At 75.9% G+C, this 16,850-nt stretch carries 18 protein-coding genes, 1 tRNA gene and 1 pseudogene; 11 read left to right on the top strand and 9 right to left on the bottom strand.

The annotated features are described in order from the left end of the window. The first annotated feature begins 48 nt into the window (after positions 1–48). Positions 49–750, top strand: a complete 702-nt coding sequence (locus JKP76_RS01940; protein ID WP_200491224.1) for a YbaK/EbsC family protein — start codon at positions 49–51, stop codon at positions 748–750. A gap of 81 nt (positions 751–831) precedes the next feature. Here the strand turns inward: JKP76_RS01940 and mscL are convergent. The 4 genes and pseudogenes from mscL to JKP76_RS01920 all read right to left on the bottom strand — a co-directional run. Continuing rightward, positions 832–1,191: pseudogene (gene mscL / locus JKP76_RS01935) on the bottom strand (large conductance mechanosensitive channel protein MscL); the annotation flags it as partial. A gap of 42 nt (positions 1,192–1,233) precedes the next feature. Further along, positions 1,234–1,851, bottom strand: a complete 618-nt coding sequence (gene cpaB, locus JKP76_RS01930) for a Flp pilus assembly protein CpaB (protein WP_200489343.1) — start codon at positions 1,849–1,851, stop codon at positions 1,234–1,236. An 85-nt stretch (positions 1,852–1,936) separates the two neighbouring features. Continuing rightward, on the bottom strand, positions 1,937–2,239 hold the full coding sequence (locus tag JKP76_RS01925; RefSeq protein WP_200489342.1) for an FmdB family zinc ribbon protein: 303 nt from the start codon (positions 2,237–2,239) through the stop codon (positions 1,937–1,939). A 484-nt stretch (positions 2,240–2,723) separates the two neighbouring features. After that, positions 2,724–3,386, bottom strand: a complete 663-nt coding sequence (locus tag JKP76_RS01920; protein WP_200489341.1) for a TIGR04222 domain-containing membrane protein — start codon at positions 3,384–3,386, stop codon at positions 2,724–2,726. A gap of 275 nt (positions 3,387–3,661) precedes the next feature. Here JKP76_RS01920 and JKP76_RS23765 point away from each other — a divergent pair, with 275 nt between their 5' ends. From JKP76_RS23765 to JKP76_RS01905, 3 genes are all read left to right on the top strand, one after another. After that, positions 3,662–3,928 carry a TIGR04222 domain-containing membrane protein gene (locus JKP76_RS23765; RefSeq protein ID WP_200489340.1) on the top strand — a complete coding sequence of 89 codons (267 nt, stop codon included), beginning with the start codon at positions 3,662–3,664 and terminating at the stop codon, positions 3,926–3,928. After that, positions 3,846–4,394, top strand: coding sequence for a hypothetical protein (locus JKP76_RS01910; RefSeq protein ID WP_200491431.1), 549 nt, complete (start codon positions 3,846–3,848; stop codon positions 4,392–4,394). The genes JKP76_RS23765 and JKP76_RS01910 overlap by 83 nt, the downstream gene beginning before the upstream one ends. A gap of 80 nt (positions 4,395–4,474) precedes the next feature. Continuing rightward, entirely contained in the window at positions 4,475–4,759 is a 285-nt protein-coding gene (locus JKP76_RS01905) for a hypothetical protein (RefSeq protein ID WP_200489339.1), read from the top strand. A gap of 159 nt (positions 4,760–4,918) precedes the next feature. Here JKP76_RS01905 and JKP76_RS01900 read toward each other — a convergent pair whose 3' ends face one another. Continuing rightward, the gene (locus JKP76_RS01900) at positions 4,919–6,457 is read right to left on the bottom strand and encodes a carboxyl transferase domain-containing protein (protein ID WP_200489338.1); all 1,539 of its coding nucleotides are present in this window, start codon (positions 6,455–6,457) and stop codon (positions 4,919–4,921) included. After that, positions 6,454–7,065 (bottom strand): 5-formyltetrahydrofolate cyclo-ligase, encoded by a 612-nt coding sequence (locus JKP76_RS01895; protein WP_200489337.1) that lies wholly within the window; start codon positions 7,063–7,065, stop codon positions 6,454–6,456. The genes JKP76_RS01900 and JKP76_RS01895 overlap by 4 nt, the downstream gene beginning before the upstream one ends. 27 nt (positions 7,066–7,092) lie before the next feature. Here JKP76_RS01895 and JKP76_RS01890 point away from each other — a divergent pair, with 27 nt between their 5' ends. The 5 genes from JKP76_RS01890 to JKP76_RS01870 all read left to right on the top strand — a co-directional run bounded on the left by JKP76_RS01890 (position 7,093) and on the right by JKP76_RS01870 (position 11,223). After that, a complete protein-coding gene (locus JKP76_RS01890) occupies positions 7,093–8,148 on the top strand; it encodes a UTP--glucose-1-phosphate uridylyltransferase (RefSeq protein ID WP_242471150.1) in 1,056 nt (351 codons plus the stop codon). 8 nt (positions 8,149–8,156) lie between these two features. After that, a complete protein-coding gene (gene glp, locus JKP76_RS01885) occupies positions 8,157–9,563 on the top strand; it encodes a gephyrin-like molybdotransferase Glp (RefSeq protein WP_200489336.1) in 1,407 nt (468 codons plus the stop codon). A gap of 284 nt (positions 9,564–9,847) precedes the next feature. Continuing rightward, on the top strand, positions 9,848–10,183 hold the full coding sequence (locus tag JKP76_RS20005) for a GNAT family protein (protein WP_309232798.1): 336 nt from the start codon (positions 9,848–9,850) through the stop codon (positions 10,181–10,183). A 190-nt stretch (positions 10,184–10,373) separates the two neighbouring features. Next, positions 10,374–11,069: a hypothetical protein gene (locus tag JKP76_RS01875; protein ID WP_309229449.1), complete on the top strand. Its 696-nt coding sequence runs from the start codon at positions 10,374–10,376 to the stop codon at positions 11,067–11,069. Positions 11,070–11,149: 80 nt separating this feature from the next. Next, positions 11,150–11,223, top strand: a tRNA-Ala gene (locus tag JKP76_RS01870). A gap of 61 nt (positions 11,224–11,284) precedes the next feature. Here the strand turns inward: JKP76_RS01870 and JKP76_RS01865 are convergent. Then, on the bottom strand, positions 11,285–12,106 hold the full coding sequence (locus tag JKP76_RS01865; protein ID WP_309229450.1) for an enoyl-CoA hydratase-related protein: 822 nt from the start codon (positions 12,104–12,106) through the stop codon (positions 11,285–11,287). Between the two features lie 32 nt (positions 12,107–12,138). Continuing rightward, positions 12,139–13,659, bottom strand: a complete 1,521-nt coding sequence (locus JKP76_RS01860; RefSeq protein WP_200489334.1) for a dolichyl-phosphate-mannose--protein mannosyltransferase — start codon at positions 13,657–13,659, stop codon at positions 12,139–12,141. Positions 13,660–13,712: 53 nt separating this feature from the next. On the opposite strand from JKP76_RS01860, the gene rsmI reads away from it, so the two are divergent. Beyond that, complete coding sequence (rsmI, locus tag JKP76_RS01855) at positions 13,713–14,552, top strand: 16S rRNA (cytidine(1402)-2'-O)-methyltransferase (RefSeq protein ID WP_200489333.1); 840 nt, start codon at positions 13,713–13,715, stop codon at positions 14,550–14,552. 130 nt (positions 14,553–14,682) lie between these two features. Then, positions 14,683–15,561 carry a hypothetical protein gene (locus tag JKP76_RS01850; RefSeq protein WP_309229451.1) on the top strand — a complete coding sequence of 293 codons (879 nt, stop codon included), beginning with the start codon at positions 14,683–14,685 and terminating at the stop codon, positions 15,559–15,561. 62 nt (positions 15,562–15,623) lie between these two features. On the opposite strand, the gene corA is transcribed toward JKP76_RS01850, so the two are convergent. Then, positions 15,624–16,766: a magnesium/cobalt transporter CorA gene (corA, locus tag JKP76_RS01845; RefSeq protein WP_200489332.1), complete on the bottom strand. Its 1,143-nt coding sequence runs from the start codon at positions 16,764–16,766 to the stop codon at positions 15,624–15,626. Between the last annotated feature and the right edge of the window lie 84 nt (positions 16,767–16,850).

Here is a 16,850-nt window from a genome sequence, read left to right as displayed (position 1 = left end):
GATCACCCCCGCGGGCAGCGCCGGGCGTCCCGGGCGCAGGATCAGGGGGTGGCTCCCACCCCGCCCGTCCTGGGCTCCCTGACCTGGCTGCCCGCCGCCGAGCACCCCGAGCTGCTGGGCGCGCCGGTGGCCGACGCGCTCGCGCAGCTCACCGGGCCGGCCTGGGTGGCCGAGATCGACGACGAGCTCGCCGACACCGCCGCCTTCACCGAGGCGTACGCGGTGCCGGCGGAGGCCTCGGCCAACTGCGTGGTGGTGGCCGCCCGCCGCGCCGGGCAGACCTCGCTGGCCGCCTGCCTGGTGCTGGCGACCACGCGGGCCGACGTCAACGGGCTGGTCCGCCGGCACCTGGGCGCACGCAAGGCGTCGTTCGCCCCGCAGGACGTCGCGGTCGCGGAGAGCGGCATGGCCTACGGGGGCATCACCCCGGTCGGGCTGCCGTCGTCGTGGCCGGTGCTGGTGGATGCCGCCGTGGCCGCGGCCGACCTCGTCGTCATCGGGTCCGGCACCCGGGGCAGCAAGCTCGCCGTGCCGGGAGCGGTGCTCGCCGCGCTGGCCTCGGCGGAGGTGCTCGAGGGGCTCGGCCAGCCGTTGCCGGAGGAGCCGGCCGCTCCCGCCCCGGTGCCCGCCGCGCCGGTGCGGCGGGCACCGGACGACAGCGACGTGGGGTGGGGGGAGCGGCCGGCCGAGCTCTCCGAGAGCGACCGCCGCTACCTGGAGGACCGGCCGCCGCACTGGGGCAGCGACTGACGTCAGAGCTGCCCGGGCAGCACCGTTGTCCCGGGGCCGGACGGGTCGCGGCCCGGGGCCCTGGCCCTGCTGCGCGCGGAGCAGGTCGCGGATCTCCACCAGCAGCTCGACCTGCGTCGGCTCGGCAGGACCGGCCTCCTCGCCGCGCTTGCGCCGCTCGATGATCTTCTTCATCGGCACCACGACGACGAAGTAGACGACCGCCGCGGTCAGCACGAACGTGATGACCGCGTTGACGAAGGCCGCCCAGTCGAAGACCTGCCCGTTGACCGTGAACGTGCCACCGTCGAGCCCGCCGCCGCCGACGAGGGCGATCAGCGGCTCGAGGAACGAGGCGGTGAACTGGCCGACGACGGCGGTGAAGGCGGCGCCGATCACGACCGCGACGGCGAGGTCGACGACGTTGCCGCGCAGCAGGAAGTCCTTGAATCCCTTGATCATGGGCGACATACAACCGCGCGAGGGGGCTGCTGGCGAGCGGACTCACGGGGGAGGCAGGCTGACCGTCAGCGTGTCGCTGGTCGACGCCGCGGCGAGTCGCGCCGCGGTGGGCGGGTCGACCGCCACCAGCAGCAGGCCGGTAGCCCGGTCCTCGCCGGAGCCCCCGGCGGCCAGCACGCGCACGCCGGCCGCCAGCACCTCGGCCTCGGCTGCACCCGGCGCGGTGGCCAGCACGTCGACCCGGTCCCCGGTGCGCACCAGCGCGGCCACGGAGAGGTCGGCGAGCCGGACCGGCGCGGCCACCTGACCGCTCGTCAGCAGCGCGGTGAGGCCGGGGCCGACCAGGCGGGTATCGGTCAGCGGTTCACCCGCCCGCACGGGGCCGGCGAGCACGCGGCCGACCAGCAGGGCGGGGTCGGCGACCACACCACCCGGCGCGGTGCCGACGGCATAGCGGCTCAGGGCCAGGTCGCCGGGGCCCAGCGCGCGCCCGGCGTCGAGCGACCGGGCGGCCACGACGACGGGCACCGGCTCCGGGGCGGCCGCGCCGGCCGGTGGGCCCGGGCGCAGCGCGAGGACCAGCGCGGTCGCGGTCAGCAGGAGGGCGGCGACCCGGCGGGCGAGTGCGGCGGGGGAGCGGGGACGGCGGAAGCGCGGCATGCGCCGAGCCTGCCGCCGCCCGGGGCGCGGTGGGCCCGGGTCGGAGCAGTTGTGGACGGGCCCGCCCGCTGTGGACGGGCCGGGGTCAGTCGGCGGCCTTGGCCGCGCTGCCCGAGGTCGCGGCGGGCCCGCTCGCCGCGGCGGCCGGCTTGCTGTCCGAGGACGAGCTGCTCGACGTCGAGGCGGTCTCCGTGGCCGACGACGAGCTGCGGCTATCGGTCCGGTAGAAGCCGGAGCCCTTGAACACGACGCCGACCGAGCCGTAGACCTTGCGCACCGGGGCACCGCACTGCGGGCACTCGGCGACCGCGGCGTCGGTGAACGACTGGACGACCTCGAACTCGTGCTTTCCCTCGGGGTTGGTGCAGGCGTACTGGTAGGTGGGCACGTGCGTGGGCTCCCTGGTCGAGCGGAGGTGGGGACCGGGCTGGCACTCCTACCCGGCGACTGCCAATGATGCGCCATGACGCGGCCACCCGTCCACGACGGTCGGCGAGCGTGGGCCTTGCGCCACGCGGCCGCCCACTCCCGACTCGCCACCCACGACGTCGCCGTGGAATCGAGACGCCCAGCCGCCACGACCGGCGTGGTACGGCTGGCGGAACAGCGCGGCGCTCGGTGACGCGGCCGCCGAGCAGGCCGTCGGGAGCTGTCGCGGCATCTTCGTCGCGGCAGAAGTCGCAGCTCAGGCTCCTGTCTTCACCTGCCGGTGCGGTGCGGCCACGACGTCACGGGAGTGGAGACACCGGCGCCACAGCGCAGTCGGCCCGCGTGTCCTGGCGCGAACCCGTGCGCGGGTACGGGGGCCCTCCGCCGATCGACGAGTCGCCGGCCCTCCGCGAGGGGGTTGCAGGTGCGCTGCTGACCGGGCATCACCCGTCGCCGCCGGAGAAGCCACCCTGGGGGCCTCCTGCGCCGCCATAGCCGTAGTGCTCGCGCCCGCCGCGAGGTGAGCTCATCCGGGTGCGGTAGTCCTCCTGACCCAGGCTGCCGGGGTCGACCGCTCGCGAATTCTGGCGGTCACGGCGCGGCACGGGGACCGCCGCAGCGCGGACGAAGATCTCGTCGTGCAGCCGGCGGTCGGGCATCGTCTCCCTCCCGTGGAGCGCGACCTGGGCGGCGTTGCTGCCGGCGTCCTGCGTGTGTTCGGCGAACGATCGCAGGGCGCGTCGTCCCGCCGCCGTGGGGGTGTACGCGCTCGTGTGCCGGACGAGCCGGGACAGGGTGGCGCGGCGGACGAGCCCGGCCGCGGTGAGCCGCTGCAACTCCGGCGCCAGCTTCTGCTCGCGAACGAGCCGCCCGTGGATCTGGTCCACCGAGCTGTGTCCCCGGCCGGCGACCGCGTCCAGCACGGCGGCCTCGACGGGGTGCCCGGACGACGTCGCCTCGGCGCGGAACTCCCCGGAGGGTTCGACGCGGACGTGTCCGGCCTCCACCAGGGCCACGAGCGCGGTGTCCACCAGCCGAGGAACCCCGCCGGCGAGAACCGCCGCGTCGTACACGTCGAGTGGTTGGCCGTCGCCGGGGAGCGCCATGATCACCCGCCACCTCTCGGGGCCGTGGGAACCGCGGGTCCTGCGCGGGTGGTCCAGGGTTCCTCCGGAGATGACCGGAGCACAGGGCCGAAGGGACCGCCCAGGGTGTTGTGGAGGCCGCAACACCCCGCCGGCGAGGGTCACGTCCGCACCCTTCGTGAGGGTGACCGCGAGCCCGGGGAGGGGGGTTCCCTAGGTCCCTGTGCACTCCGGGAGTGCAGCGGGACGATGCACGTGCGACGACCGGTTCTCCGCGACCCTGAAGGGCGGCGACCATGACGACTCCCGAGAGCACACGCCCCCTCGACGTGTACGACGTGGCGGTACTGGCCGGTGGCCTGCCGAGGCTGGTGGACACCGCGGTCGTTGCGTTGGTCGAGTCCGGTCTGGTCCGCGTCGACCCGTCCGGCGAGTTCCACGCCCGAGGCGACGTCGTCCGGGCATCCCGTCGAGGCGGCGGTGCTGGACGCGATCGGCAGCCGGGGGCACCGGTCGGTGGACGTGATCACCTCCCGGTTCCTGCACGACCGTCGGATGGATGAGGAGTTCCGCCACCTCACCCGGGACGGGCTGGTGCGCCGCGCCATCCCGGCCCGGCTCGTGGGAAAGACGCACGCGCACACGACTGCGGCCGGCCGGCGTGCCCTGCGGCAGTTCGCGGAGCGGCCGGAGAGCGACGGAGGCAGCGCCGTCCAGGTGGCCTTGCACGGGCGGGATGCGATGTCCGACGACCGCCTGCGCGCCGAGATCTTCGACCGCGCCCCGGTGGTCCTCCCGCCCCGTAGCGAGCGCCGGAACCCTCGGTCGGTCCACCCCAGCCAGCCCCACCGGCTGAGTTCCGTGATGACCGGGGAGCTCTACATGGACGGCGACCCCGCAGCCGCCGGCGGTCTCGCGGTGGACCGTGGCGCTGGCCCGTCGGGACGGCGGCGCGGGTTCCAGAGGCGACGTCGACGGCCGGGGCTGACCCACGGGATGGTCCGCCGCGCCCACGACGACTGCGGGTGAGCACCACCCGGCGCAGCCCGGTGTCCGAGCGCCTCCTGCCGAGGGTGGTCGCCCGGCCACGGGACGGGTAAGGGCCTGGCATGGCAGCGGTGGCGGCGACGGGTACGTGGGTCGATCCGGACGACGGCATCCGGTATCCGGCCGGCGAGGTGCACGGCTGGGAGCGCGGCCGCAACGAGACCGTCTGCGGCCTGTCGCTGCACCGGTCGGGTCTCCGGCGGTTCTCCCACGTCAGCTGGGCCGACGTCCAGCCGGAGAGCGGTCGGCACGCCGAGGAGGTCCAGGTGGTGTGCCGCCGGTGCCGCGCCGGGCTCGGCGGCCGCCGCGACGACCGCGGCTGGACGCGGGTGAACCCCCGGCCCTGACCGTTCGGCCTATCGCCGGGTGGGTGCGCCGGGAGCACGCCGCCGTGGGCGGCCGCGGGTGGGTGCAGCGGCATCCTCCCTCACCGCGCAGCGTCCTCCCTCACCGCCGACCGTGAGGGAGGAAGCGCGATGATCAGGTCACCTGATCGTGGCGCGGCTTCAGCTGCCGAGGTGGCGGTAGCGGTGCAGCCGGGTGCGGAAGCGCTCGGTGTCGTCCCGGCCGAGCAGGCCGGCCAGCTCCTCGCCGAGCACGCGGCCCAGGCGCAGGCAGAACTCGGTCGGCTCGTCGGCGGCGTCCGGCCGCTCCGGGACGACGCGGTCCACGATCCCCGCGCGCCACAGGTCGGTGGCCCGGACCCCCTGCGCCTGCGCCATCTCGCCGGCGTGGTCGGTGTCGCGGTGCACGATCGCCGAGGCGCCTTCCGGCGGCAGCGGGCCCAGCCAGCCGTTGGCGGCCGCGAGCACCCGGTCGGCCGGCACCAGCGCCAGCGCGCCACCGCCGGTGCCCTGGCCCAGCAGCACCGCCAGCGTCGGCGCCTGGAGCATCACCAGGTCCTGCAGGCAGCGCGCGATCTCGCCGGCCAGCCCGCCCTCCTCGGCCTCGCGCGACAGCGCGGCGCCGGGGGTGTCGATGAGCGTCACCAGCGGCAGTCGCAGCTCCTGCGCCAGGTGCATGCCGCGGCGCGCTTCGCGCAGCGCCGCCGGCCCCAGCGGCGCCGCCGTCGACTGGCCCCGCCGGTCCTGGCCGAGGACGACGCACGGCGCCCCGCCGAAACGGGCCAGCGCGAGCAGCAGGCCGGGGTCCTTCTCGCCGGCCCCGGTGCCCGAGAGCCCCACGATGTCGGTGGCCGCGGTGCGCAGCAGCCGGCGCACACCCGGCCGGTCGGTGCGGCGGGACGCCGTCACCACGTCCCACGCGGTGCGGCCGTCCTCGGGGTCGTCGCCGTCCGCGCCGTCGTCCGGACCCGGCCGGTCGGCCGAGGCGACGTCGACGTGCCAGGTCTGCCGCGCGGCGAGCACCCGCAGCGCCCGGTCGGCGACCTCGGCGATCTCGTCGTGCGGGACGACGGCGTCGATGAGCCCGTGCTCGGCCATGTTCTCCGCCGTCTGCACGCCCTCGGGGAAGCGCTCGCCGTAGAGCGACTCGTACACGCGCGGGCCCAGGAAGCCGATCGAGGCGCCCGGCTCGGCGATCGTCACGTGCCCCAGCGAGCCCCACGACGCCAGCACGCCGCCGAAGGTGGGGTTGCGCAGGTAGACCAGGTAGGGGAGCCCGGCCTGCTTGTGCCGCGCGATGGCCGCGGTGATGCCGATCATCTGCAGGAAGGCGACCGTGCCCTCCTGCATCCGGGTGCCCCCGGACACCGGCGCGGCCAGCAGCGGCAGCCCCTCGGCGGTCGCCCGCTCCACCGCGGCGATCAGCCGGTCGGCGGCGGCCACCCCGATCGAGCCCGCCAGGAAGCCGAACTCCCCGGCGACGACGGCGACCCGCCGTCCGCGCAGCCGCCCCTCGCCGGTGATGATCGACTCGTCCTGCCGCGTCTTCTCCGCGGCGCGGCGCAGGTCGCGGGCGTAGCCCTCGTCGACCTCGCGCACCGGGATGGGGGAGTCCCAGGACTCCCACGACCCCGGGTCGAGCACCAGGTCGCGCAGGGCGCGGGCGTCCAGCCGCACGGGCTTCCCGTCGGGCGTGGTCACGTGGGCTCCGTTCGACGGGGGAGGTGCGGGCGGCTGATGATCTCCCACCCGCCCGTGGGGGTGACCACGGCGGTGACCCTGCGGTCGTGCGGCTCGGCGGGCAGGTCGTCGAGGAGTTCGCCGTCGAACACGACGGCGACGAGGACGGCGTCCGGCCGGGCGTGCGCCAGCGCGCGGTCGTAGTAGCCGCCGCCGCGGCCCAGCCGCACCCCGCTGCGGGACACCGCCAGCGCGGGGACGACGACGGCGTCCGCGGACCCGATCGCCTCCGGACCCAGCCGCGGGCCGACCGGCTCGAGCAGCCCGAACCGGCCCGGGGCCAGCCGGCCGTCGTGCTCGGCCCACGCCAGCTCGCGGCCCCGGACCACGGGCAGCAGCACCCGGGTGCCGGCTCCGGCGAGCTCGCCCGGCAGCCGCCCGTGCCCGGGCTCGACCGCCTCCGGCACGTGCGCCGCGACCGTGCGCGCCGTCGCGAGCCCCGTCCGCAGCGCGGCCGCCACGGCGGTCGCCGCCCGCTCGCGCTCGGCCGCAGGCCGGGCCCGGCGCGCGGCGAGCAGCCGGGCCCGCAGCGCGGCCTTGGCCGGCACCACGTCGTCGGCAGGAGGCATCCCGGCAGGCTAGCTAGGCTGCCCGCCATGACCAGCCCGGGCGCCCGACCTGCACGCAAGGCCGTCATCCCCGTCGCGGGGATGGGCACGCGCTTCCTCCCCGCCACCAAGGCGGTGCCAAAGGAGCTCCTGCCGGTCGTCGACCGCCCGGCGCTGCAGTACATCGTCGAGGAGGCCGCCCGCGCGGGCCTGCCCGAGGTGCTCATGGTGACCGGCCGCAACAAGGGCGCCATCGAGGACTTCTTCGACAGCACCCCCGAGCTGGAGACGGCGCTGGAGAAGAAGGGCGACGCGGCCCGGCTGGACGCCGTCCGCTCCTCCACCGACGTCGCGCAGGTGCACTTCGTGCGGCAGGGCGAGGCCCGCGGCCTCGGGCACGCCGTCCTGCAGGCGGCGGCGTTCGTCGGCGACGAGCCGTTCGCGGTCCTGCTCGGCGACGACCTCATCGACGAGCGCGACCACCTGCTCGAGCAGATGCTCGCGGTGCAGGCCGAGCACGGCGGCTCGGTCATCGCGCTGCTCGACGTCGGCATGGAGAACATCGACAAGTACGGCGCGGTCGCCGTCGAGCCCGGCTCGCAGCCGGCCCTCGACGGGGACGAGGTCGTCGCCGTCACCGGGCTGGTCGAGAAGCCGCCGGTCGAGGAGGCGCCGAGCAGCCTGGCGATCATCGGCCGCTACGTGCTGGCCCCCGAGGTCTTCGCCGTGCTCCGCGAGACCGAGCCCGGCCGCGGCGGGGAGATCCAAGCTGACCGACGCGCTGGCCACCCTCGTGGCCCGCGGCGAGCCGGTCCACGGCGTCGTGTTCAGCGGCCGCCGGTACGACACCGGCGACAAGCTGGACTACCTCAAGGCGGTCGTCCGCCTCGCCGCCGAGCGCGACGACCTGGGCCCCGCGCTGCGCTCCTGGCTGCGCGAGTTCGTCGGCGAGCTGCCCGCCGAGGGCGCGTCGCCGGCCTGACCGGGGCTCCCAGGGGGCACCATCGGACGGCGGGGTTCCGCGCCGGCCCCCGATCGGGGCCCGCGGTGCCGCGCGGAGCCGGTGCCGCCGAACGGCGGACGGCACGGCGGAACGGGTGGTGAGGGTGGGGATGACCGGCAGGATCGACGGCGCCGAGGGCACGGGCGACGCGTCCCAGGGCTACCGGGACACCCAGTTCGTCGACGGTCCCGTGCGCCCGCCGGCGGGCGACCTGCCCCCGCTGCCGACGCCGCGCGCCGTCGTCGAGGGCCCGATCCCGCTGCCGCCGGCCGAGTCCGTCCCGCTGTCGGTGATCTGCACCGTCGAGCGGCACCTCGACGAGATCCTGGCCAGCGTCCCCCAACCCGACCCCATCGAGCTCGCGGTGCTCGACGCGCAGGGCCTGCTCTGCGCGGAGGAGGTCATCAGCCAGCGGGCGCTCCCGGCCTTCGACCAGGCCGCGCTCGACGGCTACGCCGTCCGGGCCGAGGACGTCGCCGGCGCCCGCCTGTCGGCGCCGGTCCCGCTCGCGGTCGTGGGGGAGAGCGTCGCCGGCGCGGGCGTCCCCGCCACCATCGGGCCGGGCCTGGCCTACCGGGTCACCGCCGGCGCGATGCTGCCCACCGGTGCCGACGTCGTCGTCCCCGCGGTGTGGACCGACCAGGGCGCGGTGCGCGTCGAGGTGCTCGCGGGCCCGCCGGTGGGGGGCTACGTGCGCCGCACGGGGGACGACGTCGCCCCGGGCGACCCCGCCGTCCAGGTCGGGACGCCGATCGGCCCCGCCCAGATCAGCCTGCTCGCCGCCGTCGGCCGCGAGCGCGTGCTCGTCCGGCCGCGGCCGCGCATCGCCGTCCTGTGCGCCGGGCCGGAGCTCGTGGACATCGGGACGGCGCCGGCCCCGGGCCAGGTCGTCGACGTCAACAGCTACGCCCTCGCCGCGGCCGCCCGCGACGCCGGCGCCGAGGCCTACCGCTCCGGGATCCTGCCCGCCGACCGGCGCCGGCTGACCGAGGTGCTGGAGAGCCAGCTGCTGCGCAGCGACCTGGTGCTCATCGCCGGGACGTTCGGACCGGGCGCGTTCGACGTCGTCCAGGAGGTGCTCGCCGAGCTGGGCGAGATGCAGTTCCGCCAGGTGACGATGCACCCCGGCCCGGTGCAGGGCTTCGGCCGGCTGGGCCGCGACCGCGTCCCGGTCATCTGCGTGCCGGGGGAGCCGGTGGCCGCCCTGGTCGCCTTCGAGGTGTTCGTGCGCCCGGCGATCCGGCTGATGCTGGGCAAGCGCCAGCTGTTCCGCCGCACCGTGCAGGCCGTGGCGGGCCAGGCGCTGGTCTCCCCGCTGGGCTACCGGCAGTACCTGCACGGCACGGTCATGCGGCACCCCGACGGCGGGTACGTCGTCGAACCGGTGGGTGACGGCACCGACGCGCTGCTGGCCCGCATGGCGCGGGCCAACTGCCTCATCGTGGTCGACGAGGACGTCACCGAGGTCGCCGCGGGCGGCCTGGTCACGGTCATGCCGCTGCTCCTCGGGGGCTGACCTGGACCCCGCGCTGCACCCGGGCTGGCCCGCGCGGCTGGCGTGGGGGCCGGTCGAGCTGGAGCCGCTGCGCCGCCGCGACGCGGGGGAGTGGAGCCGGCTGCGCTCGGCGAACGAGGACTGGCTGCGGCCCTGGGAACCGACGTCGGCGCAGTCCTGGGGGGTGCGGCACAGCCCGGCGGCCTACCGCGCGATGCGGGCCGCGCTGGCGCGGCGGGCGCGGGCCGGGATCACCCTGCCGTTCGCCCATCCGGGTCGAGGGCCGGCTGGCCGGCCAGGTGACGGTGGACAACGTCGTCCGGGGCGCGCTGCGCTCGGGCTGGCTCGGCTACTGGATCGACCGGGAGGTGGCCGGCCGCGGCATGGCCTCGCTCGCCGTCGCCCTGGTGTGCGACCACGCCTTCGGACCGGTCGGATTGCACCGGCTGCAAGCCGACATCCGCCCGGAGAACGGGCCCAGCCAGAGGCTCGTGGAGCGCCTCGGCTTCACCCGCGAGGGCGTGCTGCGCCGCTACCTGGACATCGACGGGGAGTGGCGGGACCACCTGGCCTACGCGCTGCTCGCCGACGACCTGCCCGGCGGCGCGCTCGCGCGCTGGCGGGACCGCGCGGGCCGCTGAGCCCGCGCCGATAGCACGCGGCCGGGACGGTCACCGCCTCTCCCGTGTCGACACGCCGCGGCGCCGTCACACCAGTCACACGACCGATCAGCGACACGCCGCGCGCCTCCCTCGTTCGGAGGGGGCGTCTGCATAACCTCGCCCTCGCGAGTGACTCATGTGACAGGTGGTGTTCGAAATGGGATCAGGCGTGCTGCTGGCAGCTCTGGTCGTCCTCTGGTTCGTCGTGCTGGTGCCCATGGTGGTGACCCGCGGCGACGCGCAGGACGACCGGACCGGGCGTGCCGATTCCGGGCGGACGCTGCAGCGGCGCCGCGCGGCGGACCCGGTGGTGCACGCGGAGACCGAGCGGGTGTCCATCGACCGCACGGCCCTGCTCACCAGCGGTGAGCTGAAGGTCGACGTGCACGCGCTGCGCCGCCGCACCCTCGGTGGGCTGGTCGCCCTCGCGCTCGTCGCGCTGGTCGGCGCCGTCGTCTACAGCCCCTGGCTGTGGACCGTGCAGGTCGTCCTCGACCTCGCAGTCGTCGGCTACGTGCTGGTGCTGCGCAAGGTGGCCCGCCGCGAGCGGCTCGCCGCCCGTCGCGCCGCCCGGGCCGCCGCCCGCGAGGCACTGCGGACCGCGGCCCGCCCCGCACCGGTCGCCGCCCCCGCGCCGCGCACCGCCCCCGAGGTGCACGAGACGGTCGCCGCCGAGGCGCTGCCGGAGCTGCCGCACCCCAGCGTCCCGCTCGCGCCGGTCGCCCAGTTCCGCGGCCGCGTGGTCGCCGCCCGCACGCCGGCTCCGGTCGGCTGGCAGAACAGCGCCGTCGTCGGGCTCGACGACGACGACCTCGGTTTCGCCGACATCGACGAGTACCAGCCGCGCCGGGTGGCCAACCTCTGAGGCACCCGCCGTCCCCGGCTCGCCGCTGCCGCCCCGGTGGTGGCACCGGCGAGCCGGGGCGGTAAGCTGGCATCGCGTAAGGGGCTGTGGCGCAGTCCGGTAGCGCACCTCGTTCGCATCGAGGGGGTCAGGGGTTCAACTCCCCTCAGCTCCACCCATTACGCCATGAACGCCGTCGGGCCTCCGCCCGGCGGCGTTCGTGCGTTCCGGCCCGCTCAGGTCGCGCTGCGGAAGTCTGCCCGGCGCTTCTCGACGAAGGCCCGCACGCCCTCGCGGCCCTCCGGGTCGTCGGCGGACTCGGCGATCAGCTGCGCCTCGTCGTCCAGCTGCTCCTCGAGGGTGCGCGTGGCGGCCTTCCGCACCAGCGCCCGCGTCCGGACCATCGCGCGGATCGGTCCGTTTGCGATCTCCGCGGCCAGCGCCTCGGCCGTCGACCGCAGCTCCTCGTCCTCGACCAGGCGCGCCACCAGCCCGGTGAGGTGCGCCTCGGCGGCGGTGAGCGAGCCGTTGCTCAGCAGGATGTCCAGTGCCCGCGGGGCGCCGAGCGAGCGGCTGAGCGCCCACGAGGTGCCGCCGTCCGGGGTGAAGCCGATCGCGCCGTACGCGGGGCGGATCTTCGTCGTCCGCGCGCAGACGACCAGGTCGCAGGCCCCGATCAGCCCGACACCGGCCCCGGCGACGGCGCCCTGCACCCCGGCGACCACCGGCACGGGGCTGTGGAGGATCGCGCGGATCACCTCGTGCCAGTCGTGCGCCAGCTGCCCCACGAACGGTCCCGGGTCGTCGGCTCCGGCGAAGGAGCCGACGTCACCGCCGACGCAGAAGCGCGGCCCGTTGCCCAGCAGCAGGATCACCCGGGTGTCCTCCGGGCGGGCGGCCAGCGCAGCCAGCAACTCGGCGGCGAGGGCCGGGGTGAGGGCGTTGCCGGTCTCGGGCCGGTCCAGGGTGATCCGCCAGACGTCGCCGTCCACGGCGGTCAGCACGGAGGGGCGGTCGGGCGCGTCGGTCATCGTCGTCCTCTCCCGGGGAGTGGTCACCGCCACGGTAGGGGCGTGCGGCGGCCGTCGCCTCAGAACCAGGACGGGAACCACATGCGCCGCAGCCACTCCGCGTTGCTGAGCGGCTCCCCGGTGAGCACCGGCAGGAAGAAGACGAACGTGGCCGCGACCACCGCCACGTAGAGGCAGACGACCGCCAGGCCGACGGTGCGCCGCTGCCCCTGCCGGGGGCCGATGACGTCCTGCAGCAGCAGCGTGATCGCCAGCACGAGGAAGGGGACGACGGGTGCGAGGTAGAAGATGAACATCGTGCGGTCGGTGTTGACCAGCCAGGTCAGCCAGCCCGCGGCGATCGCCGTCGTCGCCACCCCGGCGGCCGGGTCGCGCCGGGCCACCACCCGCCAGAGGAGCCAGACCATCGCGGGCACGAAGAGGAACCACAGCGTCGGCGTGCCGACCATGAGCATGTAGCGCACCACCGGCTCGCCGGCGTCGTCGGTGAGGCCCTGCGGGTTCCACAGCAGGATCGGCCGGCCGTTGACCAGCCACGACCACGGGCCCGACTCCCACGGGTGCGGCGTCGACAGGCCGTTGTGGAAGCGCAGCCACTCGGCGTGCTGGTGCCACAGCGAGCGCAGCGCGTCGGGGACGAAGGGGAACGCGGTGTCCGGGTTCTGCTGGGCCCACGCCTTGCCCTGCGAGGACTCGCCGAGGAACCACCCGGTGAAGCTGGCCAGGTAGGTGAGCACCGGGACCGCCGCCAGCGCCCACAGCCCGCCGGGCAGGCCGTACCGGGCGGCGGCGCGGGTGGGTGTGCGCGAGCCGGCGTCCCGCCAGGCCGCGCGGTCCCAGAACATCGAGAGGACGGCGAAGAACACCAGGAACCAGATGCCGCTCCACTTGACCGCGCAGGCGCAGCCGAAGAGGAACCCGGCGGCGATCCGCCAGCCGCGCGGGCCGAGGCGGAACCCGCCGGCCGCCCGCTCGCCCGCGACGCGGATCCGCGCCCGCACCCGGTCGCGGTCGACCACCAGGCAGGCGACCGCCGAGACGACGAAGACCTGCAGGAAGATGTCGAGCAGGCCGATCCGGGACAGGCTGAACGAGAAGCCGTCGAGCGCCAGCAGCAGGCCGGCGAGCAGCCCCAGCAGCGTCGAGCCGGTGAGCCGCCGCGCCAGCCGGACCAGGACGACGACGGCGATCGAGCCGGCGACCGCGCTCGGGAGGCGCCAGCCGAACGAGTCGTTGCCGAACAGCGCCTCGCCGACGGCGATCAGCCACTTCCCGAGCGGCGGGTGGACGATGAAGGTGTAGCCGCGGTTGTACTCGTAGCCCCAGCGCAGCAGCTCCGCGGCCTCGGGCGGGTAGTAGGCCTCGTCGAACAACCGGTCGGCGGGGTAGCGGATGCCGACGAGCCGGCTGCACAGCGTGAGCGCACCCAGCAGGCCGGTGAGCAGCCAGGACAGCCGCGTGTCCCGGGGCAGGGGCGGGGTGCGGTCGCGGCGCGGGCGCAGCAGCCGGCCGCAGCGGGCGGCGTCCGGGGTGGGCCGGGAGGCCTCGTGCTCCTCCCGCTCGGGTGCCAGCAGCGCCATGCCGGCCAGGGTAGGTGGGTCGCCGGCTCGGCCCGCCGTGACAGGCTGCCGGGGTGACAGGTCGGTTGGTGCTGGGCGGCGCGCCCCTCGGGCAGCCCGGTGACGTCGGACCGCGGCTGCGCTCGGTGATGGAGACCGCCGACGTGCTCGCCGTCGAGGACACCCGGCGCCTGCACCGGCTGGCCTCCGACCTCGGCGTCACCTTCACCGGCCGCGTGGTGACCTTCCACGAGTCGGTGGAGCAGCAGCGGCTGCCCGGGCTGATGAGCGCCCTGGCCGACGGCGCGACGGTCCTGCTGCTCACCGACGCGGGCATGCCGTCGGTCTCCGACCCCGGGTACACGCTGGTGCGCGCGGCGATCGACGCCGGCATCGCCGTGACCTCGGTGCCCGGCCCGTCCGCGGTGACCACCGCGCTGGCCGTCTCCGGGCTGCCGGTCGACCGGTTCTGCTTCGAGGGCTTCCTGCCGCGCAAGGCCGGTGAGCGCCGGGCGCGCTTCACCGGGCTGGCCGGCGAGCCGCGCACGATGGTCTTCTTCGAGTCGCCGCACCGCCTCGCCGACGCCCTCGCCGACGCCGCCGCCGTCCTCGGGGAGGACCGTCCTGCCGCGGTGTGCCGGGAGCTCACCAAGACCTACGAGGAGATCCGCCGCGGCACGCTGGCCGAGCTCGCCGCCTGGGCCGCCGACGGCGTCAAGGGCGAGATCACGCTGGTGGTGGGCGGCGCGCCTCCTCGGGCCGTCACGCTGACGCCGGCCGAGCTCGCGGCGGAGGTCGCCGCCGAGGAGGCGGCCGGCGCGACCCGCAAGGACGCGATCCGCGCCGTCGTCGAGCGCACCGGCCTGCCCCGCCGGGACGTCTACGACGCCGTCGTCGCCCACAAGGGCGCCTGACCCGCGCCCCCAGCGCTCGAGAGTGCGCTGCGCGGGCCCATCCGCGCCGGATGGCCCCGACAACTGCACGCTCGCGGCGGGTTGTGGATGACGGGCACGCCCCGGGTGCCGGGCCCGCCAGGGTGTCCCGGTGTCCCGGACGCCGTCGCAGCCCCCCGCGCTGCTCACCGCGGAGCCGTTCCTCGGCTGGTGGGCCGTCGACGAGGGGTTGCTCACCCCCGATCAGCTGCGCAGCAGTGCCTGGCGGGCGGTGTTCCGAGGCGTCTACCTGCACCGTGACGTCACGCTGACCCACGAGGTGCGGGCCCGCGCCGCGTGCGTCCTCCTGCCCTTCGCCGTCGTGAGCGGGAGGAGCGCGGCGGTGCTCTGGGGCGTGGAGCTCGCCGCCGCGGACGACGACGTCGAGGTCACGGTCCCGCCGCGGTCGCACCCGGTCCGCAGGCCCGGCCTGAGCGTGCGTCGCGCCGCTCTCCCGCCGGCTGAGCGGGCCTCGCGTCACGGCATGCCGGTGACCTCGCCAGAGGCGACGGCGGTCCGCCTCGCCGGGTTGCTGTCCGGGGACGCAGCCGTCGTCGCCGTCGACCGGATGGTCGACAGCGGTCAGGCGGACCTGGGCCGGGTCCGGGCGCTCGCGGCCGTCGCCCGGGGCCGTGGTGCCGCTCGGGCGCGGACGGCGTGCACGCTGGCGGACGGGCTGGCCCAGTCTCCTCCGGAGACCCGCGTGCGGCTGCTCCTGCGCCGGAGCGGGCTGCCGGCGCCGATCGCCCAGCACCGCGTCGTCGACGACCGGGGGCGCTTCGTGGCGCGCGTCGACTTCGCCTGGCCCGAGCAGCGGATCGCTCTGGAGTACGACGGGCGGTGGCACGGGGAGCCCGGCCAGTTCGCGAAGGACCGCGCGCGGCTCAACCGGCTGACGGCTGCGGGTTGGCGGGTCGTCTTCGTGACGGCCGAGGACCTGCGCCACCCGGCGCAGCTCATCGCGAGGGTCGCCGCGGCCCTCGTGGCGTGAGTGTGCGGAAAGCGGGCTCATCCCCGCGGGATGGGCCCGCGAAATGCACTCTCGCGGCCGGGCTAGAGCCAGCCGTTGCGCTTGAAGCCGCGGTGCAGCAGCAGGCAGGACACCAGGATCACCAGGAGGACGACGGGGTAGCCGTAGCGGGTGCCGAGCTCGGGCATGTGCTCGAAGTTCATCCCGTAGATGCCGGCGATCGCGGTCGGGACGGCGATGATGCCGGCCCAGGCGGAGATCTTGCGCATGTCCTCGTTGTCGGCCATCGAGGTGCGCGCCAGCGACGCCTGGAGGATCGAGGTGAGCAGCTCGTCGAGGCCGGCCACCTGGTCGCGCACCCGGATGGCGTGGTCGAGCACGTCGCGGAAGTAGGAGCGCATCGCCTGCGGGACGACATCGATCTCCCGCTCGGCCAGCTTCTGCAGCGGCACCTCCAGCGGGGAGACCGCCCGGCGCAGCGACATCAGCTCCCGCTTGAGCTGGTACAGCCGGCCGATGTCGTCGGTCCGCGACGGGCTGAAGACCGAGGCCTCGAGCTCGTCGACGTCGTCCTCGACCGCGCCGGCGACGTCGACGAACGTGTCCACCACCAGGTCGGCGACGGCGTAGAGGACGGCGGCCGGGCCCAGGCACAGCAGGTCGCGCTGCTCCTCCAGCCGGTGCCGCAGGTCGCCGAGCTCGCTGTGGTGCCCGTGCCGGACGGTGATCACGTAGCGCGGCCCGAGGAAGACCATGACCTCGCCGGTGTCCACCACCTCGCTGGTCGCGGTCAGCTCCTCGTGCTCCACGTAGGTCGCCGTCTTCAGCACCATGAACAGCGCCTCGTCGTAGCGCTCCAGCTTGGGCCGCTGGTGGGCGTAGACGGCGTCCTCCACGGCCAGCGGGTGCAGCGCGTAGCGCCGGGCGATCGCCGCGAGCTCGTCCTCGGTCGGCTCGTAGAGCCCCAGCCACACGAAGCCGCCGGTCCGCTCCGCGACGTGGAGGGCCTCCTCGGGCTCCACCGCGGCCTGCCGCTCGCCGTCCACGTAGACGGCGCAGTCGACGACGGCCGGGGTGCCGGGGGCGCGGGTCGGCGTCCGCGGCTCGCGGCCGGCCGGGCGGGGGCGGGGGTTCGGCGGCCCGTCGGTCGTCTCCGGGCCGGCGGCGCGGTCGGGCAGCGGCGGGGTCGACGGCGGGGGCGGGGGCGGGGTGCCGGCGCTGCTCATCGGGCTTTTCCTCGGGACCGGGCGTCCGCAGCGTAGGCGCGCCGCGCGGGGCGAGCGGGCGGCTCACCCGTCGGGGTGGGGCCC

The sequence above is a fragment of the Blastococcus sp. TML/C7B genome, from assembly GCF_016612845.1.
In the GTDB taxonomy this organism is placed as follows: Bacteria; Actinomycetota; Actinomycetes; order Mycobacteriales; family Geodermatophilaceae; genus Blastococcus.
Note: the sequence above shows the minus strand (reverse complement) of the source record. Positions and strands in the feature narration are given on the sequence as shown.